The organism is Bradyrhizobium sp. KZN70725 (assembly GCF_055264925.1).
Map to the genome: position 1 here is coordinate 50246 of NZ_JBUYWT010000011.1, position 13887 is coordinate 64132.

The following is a 13887-nucleotide window of genomic DNA, read 5'->3' on the forward strand; positions in this document are numbered from 1 at the left end:
TCACGCACAGAGCGATAGCATGACAGCTCCTCGAGCGCGTCACGTCATCATCGTCGGCGGCGGCGCAAGCGGCGTCCTGCTGGCGCACCAGCTACTGCGTCAACCGACGGACGATGTCCGTGTCAGCCTGATCGAGCAGCGTCCCGACATCGGGCGCGGCATCGCCTATCATACCGGCAATCCGGATCATCTGCTCAATGTACGGGTCGCGAATATGAGTGCGCTGCCCGACCAGCCGGACCATTTCTGGCACTGGCTGATCTCGCGCGGGGCGGACGCGCCGCTCTGCCCTGATCCCTATTGCTTCGTGCCGCGGCGCATCTTTGGTGACTACATTGCCAGTCTGCTCGAGCAACAGGCGTCCGATCAGGCCAACATCCAACGCCTGTCGATCGTGCACGGCAGATGCATCGCGATCCGCGAACGGCGAGGCGACGTCACCGCCAGCCTCGACGACGGCCGGCAGCTGATCGGCGACATCGTCGTTCTCGCAACCGGACACGATCCACGCGCGAACAGTCCGGGACATGCCGATCCCTGGGCAGCACCGTCTGCCGCTGCGATCGCCGACGACGCGACCGTCCTGATCCTCGGCACGGGCCTGACGATGGTCGATTACGTGCTGTCGTTGCTGCGCGACGGACATCGCGGGCCGATCGTTGCGATGTCGCGCCGAGGCCTTCTCGCGAAACCGCACCGCCGGGTCGACGCCGTGCACATCGAGGAGGCGGACGTCCCCTTCGGCTCCGGAATCGGCAGCCTGCTTCGCTGGCTTCGCGGCCGCATCGACCGGCACATCGCAGCGGGCGGCGATTGGCGCAGCGTGATCGATGGGCTTCGCCCCCATACCCAGCGACTGTGGCGAGAGCTCCCGCTTTCGTCCAAGCGCCGGTTCCTCGAGCACGCACGCGCCTGGTGGGACGTGCATCGGCATCGGATGGCGCCGCAAGTGGAGGTCCGGATCACTGAAGCGATCTATGGAGGCCGGCTCACCCCGATGGCCGCAAAGCTGATCTCGGCCGAGCCCGACCGGACAGGCGCGATCGTCAGTTACCGGCGGCGCGGCGAGAGCAGGCTCCGTCGCATGCATGTCGGCGCCATCGTCGACTGCACCGGCATTGTCAAGGATCCGCGCGCAACCGCCAATCCCGCGGTGCGCAGCCTGCTCGAGCTTGGCCTGGCGCGCGTCGATCCGCTCCGCATCGGCATCGAAACCGATCGCAATTGCGCGATCATCGGTCACGACGGCGTCCCATCGCGCCGCCTGTATGCCGTCGGCCCGCTCACGCGCGCCGCGTTCTGGGAAATCAGCGCAATTCCCGACATCCGCAACCAATGCGCCGAGCTTGCCGCTCTGCTGGTTCACTCCGACGAGAGGCGGCGACTCGCATCCCTCGCGCGCGTCTAGAACCCCGTTCCGATGGAATCGGAACGGAGCTCCAGATTCCAGTTTTGACGCGCTTTCCTGCCGCGAACCGGCGTCCACTTCGCTCGGGAAAGCTCTAGCTGCCGAAGCCGGCCGGAATGAACGCCGGCAGCTTCTCCTCGATGAAGTGCTTGACCTCGGGTGAATTGAAGACCTGGATGAAGGCCTTCAGGCGCGGATCGTCCTTCTTGTCCGGCCGCGCGGTAAAGCGCAGCACGAGACCGTCATCGACCGTGCGGTCGATCACCAGCGCCGATTTTGGATCACCGCCGGCCGGTATCAGATAGGTGATGTTGACGAGCGCAAGCGTGACGTCATCGAGCGACCGGTAGGTCTGCGCCGGATCGAGCTCGACGATCTTCAGGTTCTTGGGATTTTCGATGATATCAAACCGATTGACCGAAAAACCCTTGCCCGGCGCCAGCTTGATCAGTCCGGCGCGTTCGAGCAGGATCAAGCCACGCGCGCCGTTGAGCGGCTCGTTCGGGATCGCAACGCTGTCGCCGGACTTGATCTCCTCGAGCGACTTGATCTTCTTCGAGAACAGCCCGACGGGCGCGATCACGCCGACCTTGTCGACCTGGACCAGGTCGAAGCCGCGCTGCTTGTTCTGGATCGCGAGATAGGTGGCGTGCTGGAACAGGTTGGCGTCGACGTCGCCGCTGTTCACCGCCTCGTTCAACGCGACCCAGTCCGACAGCTCGACGATCTTGACGTCCTGCCCCTTATCCCTGGCGAGCTTGGCGGCAAAGCCAGCCAGCTGACCGACCGGGCCGGCGCTGGTCGCGATCTTGAGAGGTTCGTCCGCAACGGCGGCCGCAGTCATGGCAAGCAGCACGCCAGCCGCCTGCGCCAGGCGCAACAATGTCTTCATGGTCTCGGTTTCAACTCCGTCTTCAGGAATCGATCAGGCCGCCTTGCGGCCGCTGCTTCCCGCCTCAGCCTCGGCCAATGCCTGGGTGAGGTCGGCGAGGATGTCGTCGGGATGTTCGATGCCGACCGAAAGCCTGATGTAGCCGGGCGTCACGCCTGCCGCGAGCTGTTCCGCGGCGCTCAGCTGCTGATGGGTGGTCGACGCCGGGTGGATCGCCAGCGAGCGCGCATCGCCGATATTGGCGACGTGATAGAACAGTTTCAGCGCATCGATGAAACGACGGCCGGTCTCGACGCCCCCCTTCAGCTCGAAGCCGACCAGCCCGCCATAGCCGCCCTTCAGATAGAGATCGGCGCGGCGCCGGTCCTCCCCGCTCTGCAGTCCGGGGAAGATCACGTGCGAAACGGCGGGATGTCGTGCCAGGAAATTCGCGACCTTGATCGCGTTCTCGTTGTGCTGACGCAGCCGCAGGGGCAAGGTCTCAAGTCCCTGGATGAACTGAAATGCGTTCTGGGGAGCGACCGCGGCACCGAGATCGCGCAGCAGCTTCACGCGCGCGCGCAGGATGTAGGCAATCGGACCCAGCGGCTTGGCTGCCTCGGTCCAGATCGCGCCGTGATAGGCATCGTCCGGCTGCGTCAGCAGCGGGAAGCGCTCGGCGTGCGCCGCCCAGTCGAAATTGCCGCCGTCGATGATCGCTCCGCCAATCGACGTGCCGTGGCCGCCGATATACTTTGTCGCGGAATAGACGACGATCGCTGCGCCGTGCTCGAACGGGCGCGCAATGAGCGGGACGGCGGTGTTGTCGAGAATCAGCGGCACGCCGAGCGAACGGCCGATATCCGCGACTTCCCTGATCGGGAAGACGTTGAGCTTGGGGTTCGGCAGCGTCTCGGCGAAATAGGCCCGGGTCTTCGCATCGGTCGCCCGGCGGAAGTTTTCCGGATCGGCCGGATCGACGAAGCGAACCTCGATGCCGAACTGCTTCAGCGTCTGCGACAGCAGCGTCCAGGTGCCGCCGTACAGATCGGTCGATGAGACGATATTGTCGCCGGCTTGCGCGATGTTGAAGATCGCGTAGGCCGTCGCCGACTGGCCCGACGCCACGGCCAGCGCGCCAACGCCGCCTTCCAGCGCGGCCAGGCGCTCCTCGAACGCGTCAGCCGTCGGATTCTTGATCCTGGTGTAGATCTGTCCGATCGCCTCCAGGGCGAACAGCCGCGATGCGTGATCGGTATTCTCGAATTGAAAGGACGTCGTTTGGTAGATCGGAACGGCGACGGCGCCGGTCGCCGGGTCAGACCGGTACGATCCGCCATGCAAGGCGAGCGTCTCGACATTCTTGGTTTCGATCGGCATCTCGAAATTCTCCTGAAATCCGTGGACCCAGCATCAAAAGGCAAAGAATGATGCGCAGCAGCGTCCGCGACTGTCGAGACATCGGAGAAAATAGCGATGAGCGTGCTGGCGGCGCGTCTGATGGCGTCGCTAATTTTTCAGCCGCGGCGCCTGTCGCGTAACATTTGTTTCACTGCTCCGCCGGTTTGAACGGCTCAGTGGAGCTGATGAGTCATCTGCCGATCGCGCCTGCAAATCAGTACGCAATGTCGTGCATACCGTCATTTCGAACAGCACGACGACGTCGAACAAACGAATCTCTGCTGCGCCGGATCGAAGACAAAGCACGATTTTGATCCTGCCTTTCCATATAGAAAATAAAACCGCGCAGCTGACGTGATAAATCACCTCTCAGTCCTCAATTAGCGAAATTGCGCAATGACCAGACCAAAGGAACTTCGCTTCAACGCGTTCAACATGATGGCGCCGAGCCACAACTGGGCCGGTCTCTGGTCGCATCCGCGCGACACTTCACTCAACTACAACTCGCTCGACCATTGGGTCGACTACGCCAGAACCGCCGAACGCGGCCTGCTCGACGGCATCTTCCTCGCCGACGTCTTTGGTATCTATGACGTCTACGGCAGCAGTCCTGACACTGCGCTGCGTCACGCCGTTCAATTGCCGAACGCCGAGCCGACCCTGCTCGTCTCCGCCATGGCTTACGCAACGAAGCATCTCGGCTTCGGCATCACATCCAACCTCACCTACGAGCATCCCTACCAGTTCGCCCGCCGCTTCTCGACGCTCGATCATCTCACTCGCGGGCGGATCGGCTGGAACATCGTCACCGGCTATCTCGACAGCGGCGCCCGCGGAATGGGCCTTGAGGCCAACCGCGCGCATGATGAACGCTACGAGGCGGCCGAGGAGTTTCTCATTGCGAGCTATAAGCTATGGGAAGGCAGCTGGGAGGACGGCGCCGTTCGCCGTGACCGGACAGCGCGCGTGTTCACGGATCCGGCAAGGATCCACAATGTGCGGCACCAGGGACTTCATTACCAGGTCGACGGCATCCACCTCGCCGAACCCTCGCCACAACGCACACCGTTGCTGTATCAGGCGGGAACCTCGAAGCGCGGCCGCGCCTTCGCGGCGAGGCACGCGGAGGCGATCTTCCTCAACGGCCAGACCAGGCCCATTCTGGCCCGTGCCGTACGCGAGATCAGGGAAGCGGCCAAGGCGTTCGGACGAGATCTCTATGATATCCGCCTGTTCGCCGGCGCGACCGTGATCGTTGCCCCGACGCGCGCGGAGGCCAACGATCTGCTCGAGGAGTACGCAGGGTATGTCGATCAAGCCGGCCAGCTGGCTCTGCTCTCGGGCTGGACCGGCATCGACTTCTCGAACTATCGTCCCGATCAGGCGGTACAATATGTCGAGAGCAACGCGATCCAGTCGATGGTCGAGAATTTCACGTTGCGGAGCGAGCGGCCGGTCAAGGTCGGTGATCTCGCGACGCTGAGCCGGATCGGCGCACGCTCGCCATTCGTGGTCGGCTCACCCCAGGACGTGGCCGATGAGCTGATCGCCTGGGCCGACGAAACCGACGTCGACGGCTTCAACCTGTTCCGCCTCGTCGCGCCGGAATCACTGACGTCATTCGTCGACCTCGTCGTGCCGGAATTGCAGTCACGCGGAGTCTACAAGACAGCCTATCGCGAAGGCACGCTCCGCGAGAAGCTGTTCCCCGGACGCGGACCCTATCTTGACGCCACGCATCCCGGCGTCGGCTTCCGCCGCGCCTCGACGGCAGCGCGCACCGAAGCCGCCGAATAGATCGGCCTGGAAACCTCCTGGCGATGGGCGATCAACTCCCGTCACCAGGTTGCGATGTAGGTGCCCTTGAAGCGTTTCTCGAGGAATGCCTTGACCTCCTCGGAATGGTAGGCATCGATCAGCTGCTTGACCCAGGGCTTGTCCTTGTCCGCCTCGCGCACGGCAACGATGTTGACCCACGGGCCATCGGCCGCCTCGCGGGCAATTGCATCGGCGGCGGGATTGAGCCCGGCCTGAACCGCATAATTGTTGTTGATCGAGACCAGATCGACATCTTGCAGGGAACGCGGCAACTGCGCGGCATCAAGCTCGACGAAGCGCAGATGCTTCGGATTGTCAGTGATGTCGGCAATGGTCGACGCGACGTTGTTGGGGTCCCTGAGCTTGATCACGCCGTGCAGCGCAAGGATCATCAGGCCGCGCGCGCCATTGGAAGGATCGTTGGCGATCGCCACCCGCCCGCCATCCGGAAGATCGGCCAGCTTCTTGTATTTCAACGAGTAGACACCCTGCGGCGACGCAATCGTGTTGGCGACCTTGACGATCTTCCAGCCGGTCTTCGATATCTGGTTCTTCAAATAAGGCTCGTGCTGGAACGAATTGGCCGCGAGATCCCCGAGCGCGAGCGCCTGGTTCGGGATCACGTAGTCCGTGAATTCGACCACCCTGATGTCGAACCCATGGCCCGCAGCCACCTTCTTGACGACTTCGAGGATCTCGGCGTGTGGTCCGGCCGTGACGCCAACGCGGACCGTCTCGGCCCTCGCGGTGCCGACCAGGAGCGTTACCGCGGCAACCGCCGTCATCAGAATACGCATCATCATCCCTCAGCAATTGGAGCGGCAACTACCAGCCGGGCAGCACCGCGCCCTTGAACTTGGTCTGGACGAATTCCTTGATCTCGGGCGTGTGGTAGCTGTCGACCAGGATCTTGACCCACGGCTTGTCCTTGTCGGCGGAGCGAACCGCAATCAGATTGACGTATGGCCCTTTCGGATCCTCGCGCAGGATCGGATCCTTGACCGGATCGAGACCGGCCTGTGTCGCATAGTTGGTGTTGATGACCGCCGCATCGACATCGTCGAGCGCCCGGGGCGCCTGGGCTGCGTCGACCTCGACGAATTTCAGGTTTTTGGGATTGTCGGCGATGTCGATAACGGTCGGCTTGAAGCCGACGTCGCTCTTCAGCTTGATTGCGCCCTTGTCGCGCAGCAGAAGCAGCGCCCGGCCGCCATTGGTCGGATCATTGGGAATTGAGACCTTGGCTCCGTCAGGAACGTCGGCCCAGTTCTTGTGCTTGCGCGAATAGACGCCGATCGGAAAATTGACCGTCAGCCCCACCTGCTCGATCTTGTAGCCGCGATCGGCTTTCTGGTTGTCCAGATAAGGCTGGTTCTGAAACGAGTTGGCCTGGATGTCGCCGGCGTCGAGCGCCGCGTTCGGAACGACATAGTCGGAGAACTCGATAAGCTGAAGCTCGAGCCCGCTCTTCGCCGCGATCGGTTTCACGGCCTCAAGGATTTGTGCATGCGGCCCGGGCGTCACGCCGATCTTGATCGTTTCTGCCGCGGCGGCGGTCGACCAGATCGCAACAGCGCCTGCAAGAGCGAAAATGGATCGAAGCAACATCTTGGTCTCCATGGAACTGAACTCGCTATCAAGCTCATCGCTCGCGCCGGGGACGAAATCAATGAAATGAGAATCCAAATTTTTCCCGATGACGAGTCGCCGCTGCTGTGGCCGCGATGAAAAGAGAATGGAGCCGGCCGGGCATCTTGGCGCAGCGAGCGACTTATCTGCCGATGCCGGCGGCAACGCGTAGGCCAAAAATACTTTTCTCGCTGACTTCGCTTGCAGAGAAAATTGCACTCGTTCGGACGGCTTCTCCGCGATTGCCTCCGGCGCACCGATTGCACACAAATGGCAACAGATCGAACCGGCTAAGGACAACTTGCCATGCCCATCTTTGCCCGCCCCATCCCGCAAGCGCAGGCCGCATCATCGGCGGCTGCGATGTCGCGCCGTCTTGCTGTCGCCGCCATCGGGCTGCTTGCGATGACCTCGCTCGTTCGGCCTGCGGCCGCCGAGGAAATCCGGATCGGCTACCAGAAATCGTCGACGCTGACCGCTATCCTGAAGACCAACGGCGCGCTGGAGAAGGCGTTGGCGCCGCTCGGCATCACCGTGTCGTGGCACGAGTTCACCAGCGGCCTGCCGCTGCTCGAGGCCATCAATGTCGGCAGCATCGATTTCGGAGCCGACGTCGCCGACACCGTGCCGATCTTCGCCCAGGCCGCCGGCGCCAAGCTCGCTTACGTCGCCGAGGAAGCCGCTTCTCCATCGGCGCAGGCGATCCTGGTGCCCAAGGATTCCGCAATCAAAGCGCCGGCCGATCTCAAGGGCAAGAAGGTCGCGGTCACCAAGGGCGCGGGCAGCCACTTCCTGCTGCTAGCGGTACTTGCCAAGGCCGGACTGTCCTTCAAGGACATCACGCCGGCCTATCTGACGCCGGCCGATGGCCGCGCGGCATTCGTCAGCGGCAATGTCGACGCCTGGGTCGCCTGGGATCCGTTCCTCAGCAGCGCGCAACGCCAGTCCAGCGCGCGCATCCTGACCGACGGCAGCGGCGGGCTCGCCAACTACAAGCGTTACTATCTTGCCTCTGCCGCGATCGCCGAAAAGCGGGCCGATGCACTGAATGTCATCTTTGCCAGGTTGGTGGAAACCGGCATCTGGATCAAAGCCAATCCGAACGAGGCCGCGGCGCTGCTCGCCGGCCTGTGGGGCATCGACGCCGCCACGGTGGAGGAGGCCAACAGCCATCGCTCCTACAAGGTCGGCGTGGTCACCGCGGCCGGCCTTTCCGAGCAGCAGAAGATCGCCGATACCTTCACGGCGGAAGGTCTGCTGCCACGCAAGGTCGATACCGGCGACGTCAAGATCTGGGCACCGAAGGGATCGTGACGCCACCGCGCCTTTAGCGATGACGTAGGCGGCGGTTGACGCGGCGCGCCAGATAGTCGCCGGCGGTCTGCACGGTCTGAACCAGCGCGATCAAAACGACGACGACCGCCAGCATCATTTCGGGCATGAAGCGCTGATAGCCATAGCGAATGCCGAGGTCGCCGAGGCCGCCGCCTCCGACGGCCCCGACCATTGCGGAGTAGCCGAGCAGGCTGACCACCGCGAGTGTCAAGGCCAGCACCAGGCCCGGCAACGCCTCCGGGATCAAGACCTTGAACACGATCTGCAACGGGCTTGCACCGAACGAGGACGCCGTCTCGATCAGACCGGCATCGACCTCGCGGATCGCCGCCTCGACCAGACGGGCAATGAACGGCGTTGCCGCGATGGTGAGCGGCACGATTGCCGCGCCCGATCCGATCGAGGTGCCGGCAATCAGCCGCGTGAAAGGAATGATCGCAACCACCAGGATGATGAACGGCGTCGAGCGGGCCGCATTGACGATGACGCCGAGCACGCCATTGGCTGGCGGCGCGGCGAACAGCTCCCCTTTCCGGCTGGTCGCCAGGAAGACGCCGAGCGGAAGGCCCAGCGCGGTCGCAACCAGCGCAGCCACCGAGACCATGAAAAGGCTCTCGCCCGTGGCCTGAACGATCAGGTTGATGAGTTCACGCGACATAGCCGAGACGCTCCACCAGAATGTCATGCTGAGAAAGATAAGCCAGGGCCTGCCTGGCCGTGGCTTCACCGCCGGGAATGCCAAGGATTAGCGAGCCCACGTGCTGGCCGCCGATCTCATCGATGCGGGCCGATAGCAGCGCCACGTCATGGGACAGTTCGCGCGAAAGCCGCGCCACGACGGTGTCGCCGGCTTCAGTACCGCGCACCTGCACGCGAAGGACCGTCTGCCCGCCGGCAACCGGCTGTGGCGAAAGGCGGCTCGCCAGCGAGACCGGAACACTGTCCCCGATCACCTCGGAAAGGAACGCCTGCGTGACCGGATGCTGGGGATGCGTGAAGATTTCCGCGACATGGCCGCGTTCGACGACCTGGCCGCCGTCGATCACCGCGACTTCCTTGGCGAGTTGGCGGACCACCGACATCTCGTGGGTGATCAACACGATCGTCACCCCGAGTTCACGATTGATGTTGGCCAGCAGCTCCAGAATCGCGCGCGTGGTCTGCGGATCGAGCGCCGACGTCGCCTCGTCGGACAGCAGCACATTCGGCCGAGTCGCCAGCGCGCGGGCGATGCCGATGCGCTGCTTCTGGCCGCCGGACAATTCCGAGGGATAACGATCGTATTTGTCGGCAATGCCGACGAGCTCGAGCAGCTCGGCTACACGGACGGCGATGTCGGCCGTGGACCAGCCGGCGATCTCGAGCGGCAAGGCGATATTGTCCGCCGCCGTCCGCGACGACAGCAAGTTGAAATGCTGGAAGATCATGCCGATCGAGCGCTGCGCCAGGCGCAGCTCGCGACCGGCAAGCGCCGAGATCTCGCTGTTATCGACGACGACGCGGCCGCTCGACGGCTTCTCAAGCCCGTTGATGAGGCGGACGAGGCTCGATTTGCCGGCGCCGGAGCGGCCGATCACGCCGGTGATCGAGCCGCGCGGGATCGCGAAGTCGATCGCCTGCAAGGCATGGACGCTCGGCTTGTCGCGATAGGCCGGATAGACCTTCGAGACGGCCTCGAAGCGGATCATGGCATCGCTCGCGCCTGATGCGAGCGGAATGGGCGGCAGCGGTGCAACAGGCTGCGCCGTCGTCAGGGATTGATGTACATTCATTCAGTCGGTCCAATTGGGAAATGGCTTCGGTCGCCGGGCGCAGCCCGGGCTCAATGACCAAAGAGCAGATAGCTGCGGTCGATGCCGCGGAGATCGCGCGTCTCGTCGGTCCAGCCGACCGCGCGGCGGTAGCTGCCCAACGCGGCAGTCTGCCGCAACGCGACCACGTCGGTCGGGCGAGGCTCCTCCGCATAAGGCGACACGTAAAGCGCGTCCTCGGGACAATACAGTTCGCAGAGGAAACAGGTCTGGCAATCGCCCTGACGGGCGATCACCGGAATCCCCTCCGTCTTGTCGAAGACATTGGTGGGGCAGACATTCACGCAGATGTCGCAGGACGTGCAGCGCTCGGCGTCGATCACCTCGATCATTCCGCGGCCTCTGCATAGCTGGCCTCGGCATGCGGCCGCACCGTGGTCCAGACCTCGTCCAAACCGCCGCTCGTCACGTAATGGCGTTGGCGGTCGTCTTGATCGGGATAGTCGTCGCGGCGATGCATGCCGCGGCTTTCGTTCCGCGCCAGCGCGCTGCGGTACATCCAGCGCGACGTCGCCAGCATGGCCGCGCTCTCGCGGGCGCGCAGCAGATCGTCCTTGCTCGCCGCATCGGCCGATGATGCATTGACCCACGCCGCATCCAGCCGCTCGAGGGCGCCTTCGAGACGCGAGGCATGCCGGAAGTAGTTCAGCTCAAACGGATAGACCTCGTCCTGGACCGCCTTTGTCAGCGTGGCGGGCTCAAACGCGCGACCCGCCTTGCTTCGGAACGCGACGGTACCGGCGGACGCCAGTCGTCGTTGACGTGCCGGGCCCAGCTGCCTTGCATAGCCGGCAGCGCCCCATCCGGCCCAGGTCCCCGATGACATCGCCCAGGCGGCATTGTGGCTGCCGCCGCCGGTGAAGCCGCCGCAGATCAATTCGCGCGTCGCTGCATCACCGGCGGCATAGAGTCCCGGCACGCTGGTGGCGCAGCTACCGTCGACAATGCGAAGGCCGCCGGTGCCGCGCACGGTGCCTTCGAGCCGCAAGGTGACGGGGAAACGCTCCCTGAAGGGATCGATGCCGGTGCGATCGAACGGCAGGAAGAAATTCGGCTGCGATGCGCGCATGTGACGCTGCACGTCGTCGTCGGCCTTGTCGAGGCGGGCATAGACCGGTCCCTGAAGCAGCGCGCGCGCAATCGCCGATCGCCCGCCCTTGGATGCCGCACCGGGAACGACGCTGCCGTCCTCGTAGCTGAAGGTCGCCCAGCCATAAAACAGCGTCTTGGTCACGGAGCCGAACGCCGGCGAGATCGCATAGGGATTCGAGAATTCCATGCTGCTGAATTCGGCCCCGACCTCCGCGGCCATCAGATAGCCGTCTCCGGTCAGCACATTCGATCCCAGCGTCTTGCTCAGGAACGCGCAGCCGCCGGTCGCCATGACGACAGCCTTGGCGCGCACGATCCAGCGATCGTGCTTCTGGCGGCGCACGCCGCTGGCTCCCGCAACCGAGCCGTCGTCATCCACCAGCAGTTCGAGCGCCGGACTGTGATCGAGAATGGTGACGCCGGCCTGCTTGGTGCGCTTGCGCATCAGGCGCATGTATTCCGGCCCCTGCAGCGAGTTGCGCTGCGATGTGCCGCTGTCGTCGACCGGGTAAGGGTAACCCCAGGCGGCCAGACGATTGCTGTCCTCGTAGGTCTGGTCGAGCACGCGCGCCATCCAGCGGCGATCCTGCAGGTGCCCGCCCATCTTTTCGCGATTGGCCATTGCGGCCTTGCGCAGCGCCGGATTGGGATCGACATACCAGACGCCGGTGCCGGCAGCCGCGGTGGCACCCGACGTGCCGCAAAATCCCTTGTCGGCGAGCACGACGCGTGCGCCGCACTCGGCTGCGCTCACCGCAGCCCACGTGCCTGCCGGTCCGCCGCCGATCACCAGCACGTCGGCGTCGAATTCGACCGAACCGCCTGGCGCGGTTCGCTGTTCGGCGCGTCGCTCGTGGACTGTCATGGTTCAGTTCTCCGGGAGGCACCGATTGCTTGCAACGCGCCGCAACAGCATCGTTACGCGCGCAGGCTGCCCTGGCAATTTCAGATATTTGCGCAGACTTGGACGAAGCTTCCCCTGCCGCGGCACGTGGCAGAATATTCATGCGGCGGCGGAGGGGATGTTCCGCTCATCGCAGAAGATCGACACCGGATTTGTTCGCAGATCGCGCAGCGGAGACGGAAATTTCTTTTTGCATGCACGCGCCGGCCGTTCGTTTTCATGTGGCCTGACAGGCGATACCTCGTGAGTCGTCTCACCTCAATGCGGGGCAGCCATGTCCGATCGTCAGCTTCATCTCAATGTCAATCTGCTGCACTCCGGCGTCTATGCGTCGGCGTGGCGGCTGCCCGAAAGCGATCCTCGCGCCTGCTTCGACGTCGGCCATTATGTGCGCGTGGCTGAGATCGCCGAGCGCGGCAAGCTCGATGCGATCTTCCTTGCCGACACACCGGCGATCACCGACCGCATCGACTACCGCTCCTTCATGTCGATGGAACCGACGATCGTGCTGGCATCGGTGGCCGCGGCGACCAGCCATATCGGGCTGATCGCGACCGCCTCGACCACCTACAACGAGCCGTACAACATCGCGCGCCGCTTCGCGACCCTGGATCTCGCGAGCGGCGGCCGCGCCGGCTGGAATGCGGTGACCACTGCCGACGCGTCGGCCAGCCGCAATTTTGGCCTCAGCAACGTGCTGGAGCACAAGGCCCGCTACGAGCGCGCCAAGGAGTTCGCCGAGGTCGTCCATGCGCTGTGGGACAGTTGGGAGGACGACGCCTTTGTCGGCGACAAGTCCTCGGCGCGATTTGTCGATACGTCGAAGGTTCATCCGATCGCGCATCGCGGCGCCCATTACGCCGTGGCCGGTCCGCTTAACGTGCCGCGTTCGCCGCAGGGCCGCCCGGTCACCGTGCAGGCCGGTGGCTCGCACGACGGCCGTGATCTCGCTGCCGCGCAGGCCGAAGCTGTGTTCACGCTGGCGCAGACGATCGAGGAAGGCGTCGCCTATGCGCGCGATCTGCGCGCCCGCGCCGCGACCTACGGCCGCGCCGGCGACTCCATCGTCATCCTGCCGGGCCTTGCCACAGTGATCGGCAGCACCGAAACCGAGGCGAGACGGCGGCAGGATGAGCTGTGGGAGCTGGTTCCGATCGAGTACAGCCTGGCGCGTCTCGCGGGCACATTGCAGGTCGATCCTGCGATCCTTGAGCTCGACAAGCCACTACCCGATCCGCTGCCGCTGCCGGCCAACGCCAACCACACCATGTTCCAGGGCACGGTGAACCTTGCGCGCCGCGGTGACCTCACCGTCCGGCAGTTGTTGCGCGCGCTCGGCGGCGGGGTCGGACACCGCATCATCGTCGGCACGCCCGAGCAGATCGCCAACGACATCGAGGCCTGGTTCAAGGCCGGCGCGGCCGACGGATTCAATCTGATGCCGGACGTGCTGCCGACCGGGCTCGAGGTCTTCGTCGACAACGTGGTGCCGATCCTGCAGCGCCGCGGTCTGTTCCGAACCGATTACGCCGGCACCACCTTGCGTGAGCATTTTGGCCTGCCTCGGTCGATCAGCCGCTTTGCGCGTCAGACGGAAGCCGCCGCAACCGCGTGACGC

12 protein-coding genes are annotated in these 13887 nt (G+C 64.2%); 4 read left to right on the plus strand and 8 right to left on the minus strand.

Annotated features, from left to right (window positions below; genetic code table 11):
• Positions 1 to 19: 19 nt before the first annotated feature.
• Positions 20 to 1408 (plus strand): FAD/NAD(P)-binding protein, encoded by a 1389-nt coding sequence (locus ACZBJS_RS13080; protein ID WP_463438785.1) that lies wholly within the window; start codon positions 20 to 22, stop codon positions 1406 to 1408.
• A gap of 94 nt (positions 1409 to 1502) precedes the next feature.
• On the opposite strand, the gene ACZBJS_RS13085 is transcribed toward ACZBJS_RS13080, so the two are convergent.
• Both ACZBJS_RS13085 and ACZBJS_RS13090 read right to left on the minus strand, forming a co-directional pair.
• The gene (locus tag ACZBJS_RS13085; protein WP_141340385.1) at positions 1503 to 2300 is read right to left on the minus strand and encodes a MetQ/NlpA family ABC transporter substrate-binding protein; all 798 of its coding nucleotides are present in this window, start codon (positions 2298 to 2300) and stop codon (positions 1503 to 1505) included.
• A 33-nt stretch (positions 2301 to 2333) separates the two neighbouring features.
• The gene (locus tag ACZBJS_RS13090; protein WP_141340384.1) at positions 2334 to 3659 is read right to left on the minus strand and encodes an O-acetylhomoserine aminocarboxypropyltransferase/cysteine synthase family protein; all 1326 of its coding nucleotides are present in this window, start codon (positions 3657 to 3659) and stop codon (positions 2334 to 2336) included.
• 417 nt (positions 3660 to 4076) lie between these two features.
• On the opposite strand from ACZBJS_RS13090, the gene ACZBJS_RS13095 reads away from it, so the two are divergent.
• The gene (locus ACZBJS_RS13095; RefSeq protein WP_316393972.1) at positions 4077 to 5477 is read left to right on the plus strand and encodes an LLM class flavin-dependent oxidoreductase; all 1401 of its coding nucleotides are present in this window, start codon (positions 4077 to 4079) and stop codon (positions 5475 to 5477) included.
• Positions 5478 to 5518: 41 nt separating this feature from the next.
• On the opposite strand, the gene ACZBJS_RS13100 is transcribed toward ACZBJS_RS13095, so the two are convergent.
• Together ACZBJS_RS13100 and ACZBJS_RS13105 are read right to left on the minus strand one after the other, a co-directional pair.
• Positions 5519 to 6295 (minus strand): MetQ/NlpA family ABC transporter substrate-binding protein, encoded by a 777-nt coding sequence (locus ACZBJS_RS13100; RefSeq protein WP_253590577.1) that lies wholly within the window; start codon positions 6293 to 6295, stop codon positions 5519 to 5521.
• 28 nt (positions 6296 to 6323) lie between these two features.
• Positions 6324 to 7118, minus strand: a complete 795-nt coding sequence (locus ACZBJS_RS13105) for a MetQ/NlpA family ABC transporter substrate-binding protein (protein WP_057017483.1) — start codon at positions 7116 to 7118, stop codon at positions 6324 to 6326.
• Between the two features lie 315 nt (positions 7119 to 7433).
• Between ACZBJS_RS13105 and ACZBJS_RS13110 the strand changes: the two genes are divergently transcribed.
• Positions 7434 to 8441, plus strand: coding sequence for an aliphatic sulfonate ABC transporter substrate-binding protein (locus ACZBJS_RS13110; RefSeq protein ID WP_463438786.1), 1008 nt, complete (start codon positions 7434 to 7436; stop codon positions 8439 to 8441).
• A gap of 13 nt (positions 8442 to 8454) precedes the next feature.
• Here ACZBJS_RS13110 and ACZBJS_RS13115 read toward each other — a convergent pair whose 3' ends face one another.
• Genes ACZBJS_RS13115 through ACZBJS_RS13130 form a run of 4 tightly spaced genes read right to left on the minus strand, consistent with a single transcriptional unit; the run spans position 8455 to position 12230 of the window.
• Positions 8455 to 9120 (minus strand): methionine ABC transporter permease, encoded by a 666-nt coding sequence (locus ACZBJS_RS13115; RefSeq protein ID WP_141340380.1) that lies wholly within the window; start codon positions 9118 to 9120, stop codon positions 8455 to 8457.
• Positions 9110 to 10234 carry a methionine ABC transporter ATP-binding protein gene (locus ACZBJS_RS13120; RefSeq protein WP_316393966.1) on the minus strand — a complete coding sequence of 375 codons (1125 nt, stop codon included), beginning with the start codon at positions 10232 to 10234 and terminating at the stop codon, positions 9110 to 9112. The genes ACZBJS_RS13115 and ACZBJS_RS13120 overlap by 11 nt, the downstream gene beginning before the upstream one ends.
• Positions 10235 to 10284: 50 nt before the next feature.
• Complete coding sequence (locus tag ACZBJS_RS13125) at positions 10285 to 10605, minus strand: 4Fe-4S dicluster domain-containing protein (RefSeq protein ID WP_016840109.1); 321 nt, start codon at positions 10603 to 10605, stop codon at positions 10285 to 10287.
• Positions 10602 to 12230: an FAD-dependent oxidoreductase gene (locus ACZBJS_RS13130; protein WP_316393962.1), complete on the minus strand. Its 1629-nt coding sequence runs from the start codon at positions 12228 to 12230 to the stop codon at positions 10602 to 10604. Before ACZBJS_RS13130 ends, ACZBJS_RS13125 begins: the two co-directional genes overlap by 4 nt.
• A 313-nt stretch (positions 12231 to 12543) precedes the next feature.
• Here ACZBJS_RS13130 and ACZBJS_RS13135 point away from each other — a divergent pair, with 313 nt between their 5' ends.
• Positions 12544 to 13884: an LLM class flavin-dependent oxidoreductase gene (locus ACZBJS_RS13135; protein ID WP_316393960.1), complete on the plus strand. Its 1341-nt coding sequence runs from the start codon at positions 12544 to 12546 to the stop codon at positions 13882 to 13884.
• The last annotated feature ends 3 nt before the right edge of the window (positions 13885 to 13887 follow it).

Coding starts and splice junctions, on each gene's coding strand:
- ACZBJS_RS13080 (WP_463438785.1), top strand. CDS start 20: ATGACAGCTCCTCGAGCGCGTCACGTCATCATCGTCGGCGGCGGCGCA.
- ACZBJS_RS13085 (WP_141340385.1), bottom strand. CDS start 2,300: ATGAAGACATTGTTGCGCCTGGCGCAGGCGGCTGGCGTGCTGCTTGCC.
- ACZBJS_RS13090 (WP_141340384.1), bottom strand. CDS start 3,659: ATGCCGATCGAAACCAAGAATGTCGAGACGCTCGCCTTGCATGGCGGA.
- ACZBJS_RS13095 (WP_316393972.1), top strand. CDS start 4,077: ATGACCAGACCAAAGGAACTTCGCTTCAACGCGTTCAACATGATGGCG.
- ACZBJS_RS13100 (WP_253590577.1), bottom strand. CDS start 6,295: ATGCGTATTCTGATGACGGCGGTTGCCGCGGTAACGCTCCTGGTCGGC.
- ACZBJS_RS13105 (WP_057017483.1), bottom strand. CDS start 7,118: ATGGAGACCAAGATGTTGCTTCGATCCATTTTCGCTCTTGCAGGCGCT.
- ACZBJS_RS13110 (WP_463438786.1), top strand. CDS start 7,434: ATGCCCATCTTTGCCCGCCCCATCCCGCAAGCGCAGGCCGCATCATCG.
- ACZBJS_RS13115 (WP_141340380.1), bottom strand. CDS start 9,120: ATGTCGCGTGAACTCATCAACCTGATCGTTCAGGCCACGGGCGAGAGC.
- ACZBJS_RS13120 (WP_316393966.1), bottom strand. CDS start 10,234: ATGAATGTACATCAATCCCTGACGACGGCGCAGCCTGTTGCACCGCTG.
- ACZBJS_RS13125 (WP_016840109.1), bottom strand. CDS start 10,605: ATGATCGAGGTGATCGACGCCGAGCGCTGCACGTCCTGCGACATCTGC.
- ACZBJS_RS13130 (WP_316393962.1), bottom strand. CDS start 12,230: ATGACAGTCCACGAGCGACGCGCCGAACAGCGAACCGCGCCAGGCGGT.
- ACZBJS_RS13135 (WP_316393960.1), top strand. CDS start 12,544: ATGTCCGATCGTCAGCTTCATCTCAATGTCAATCTGCTGCACTCCGGC.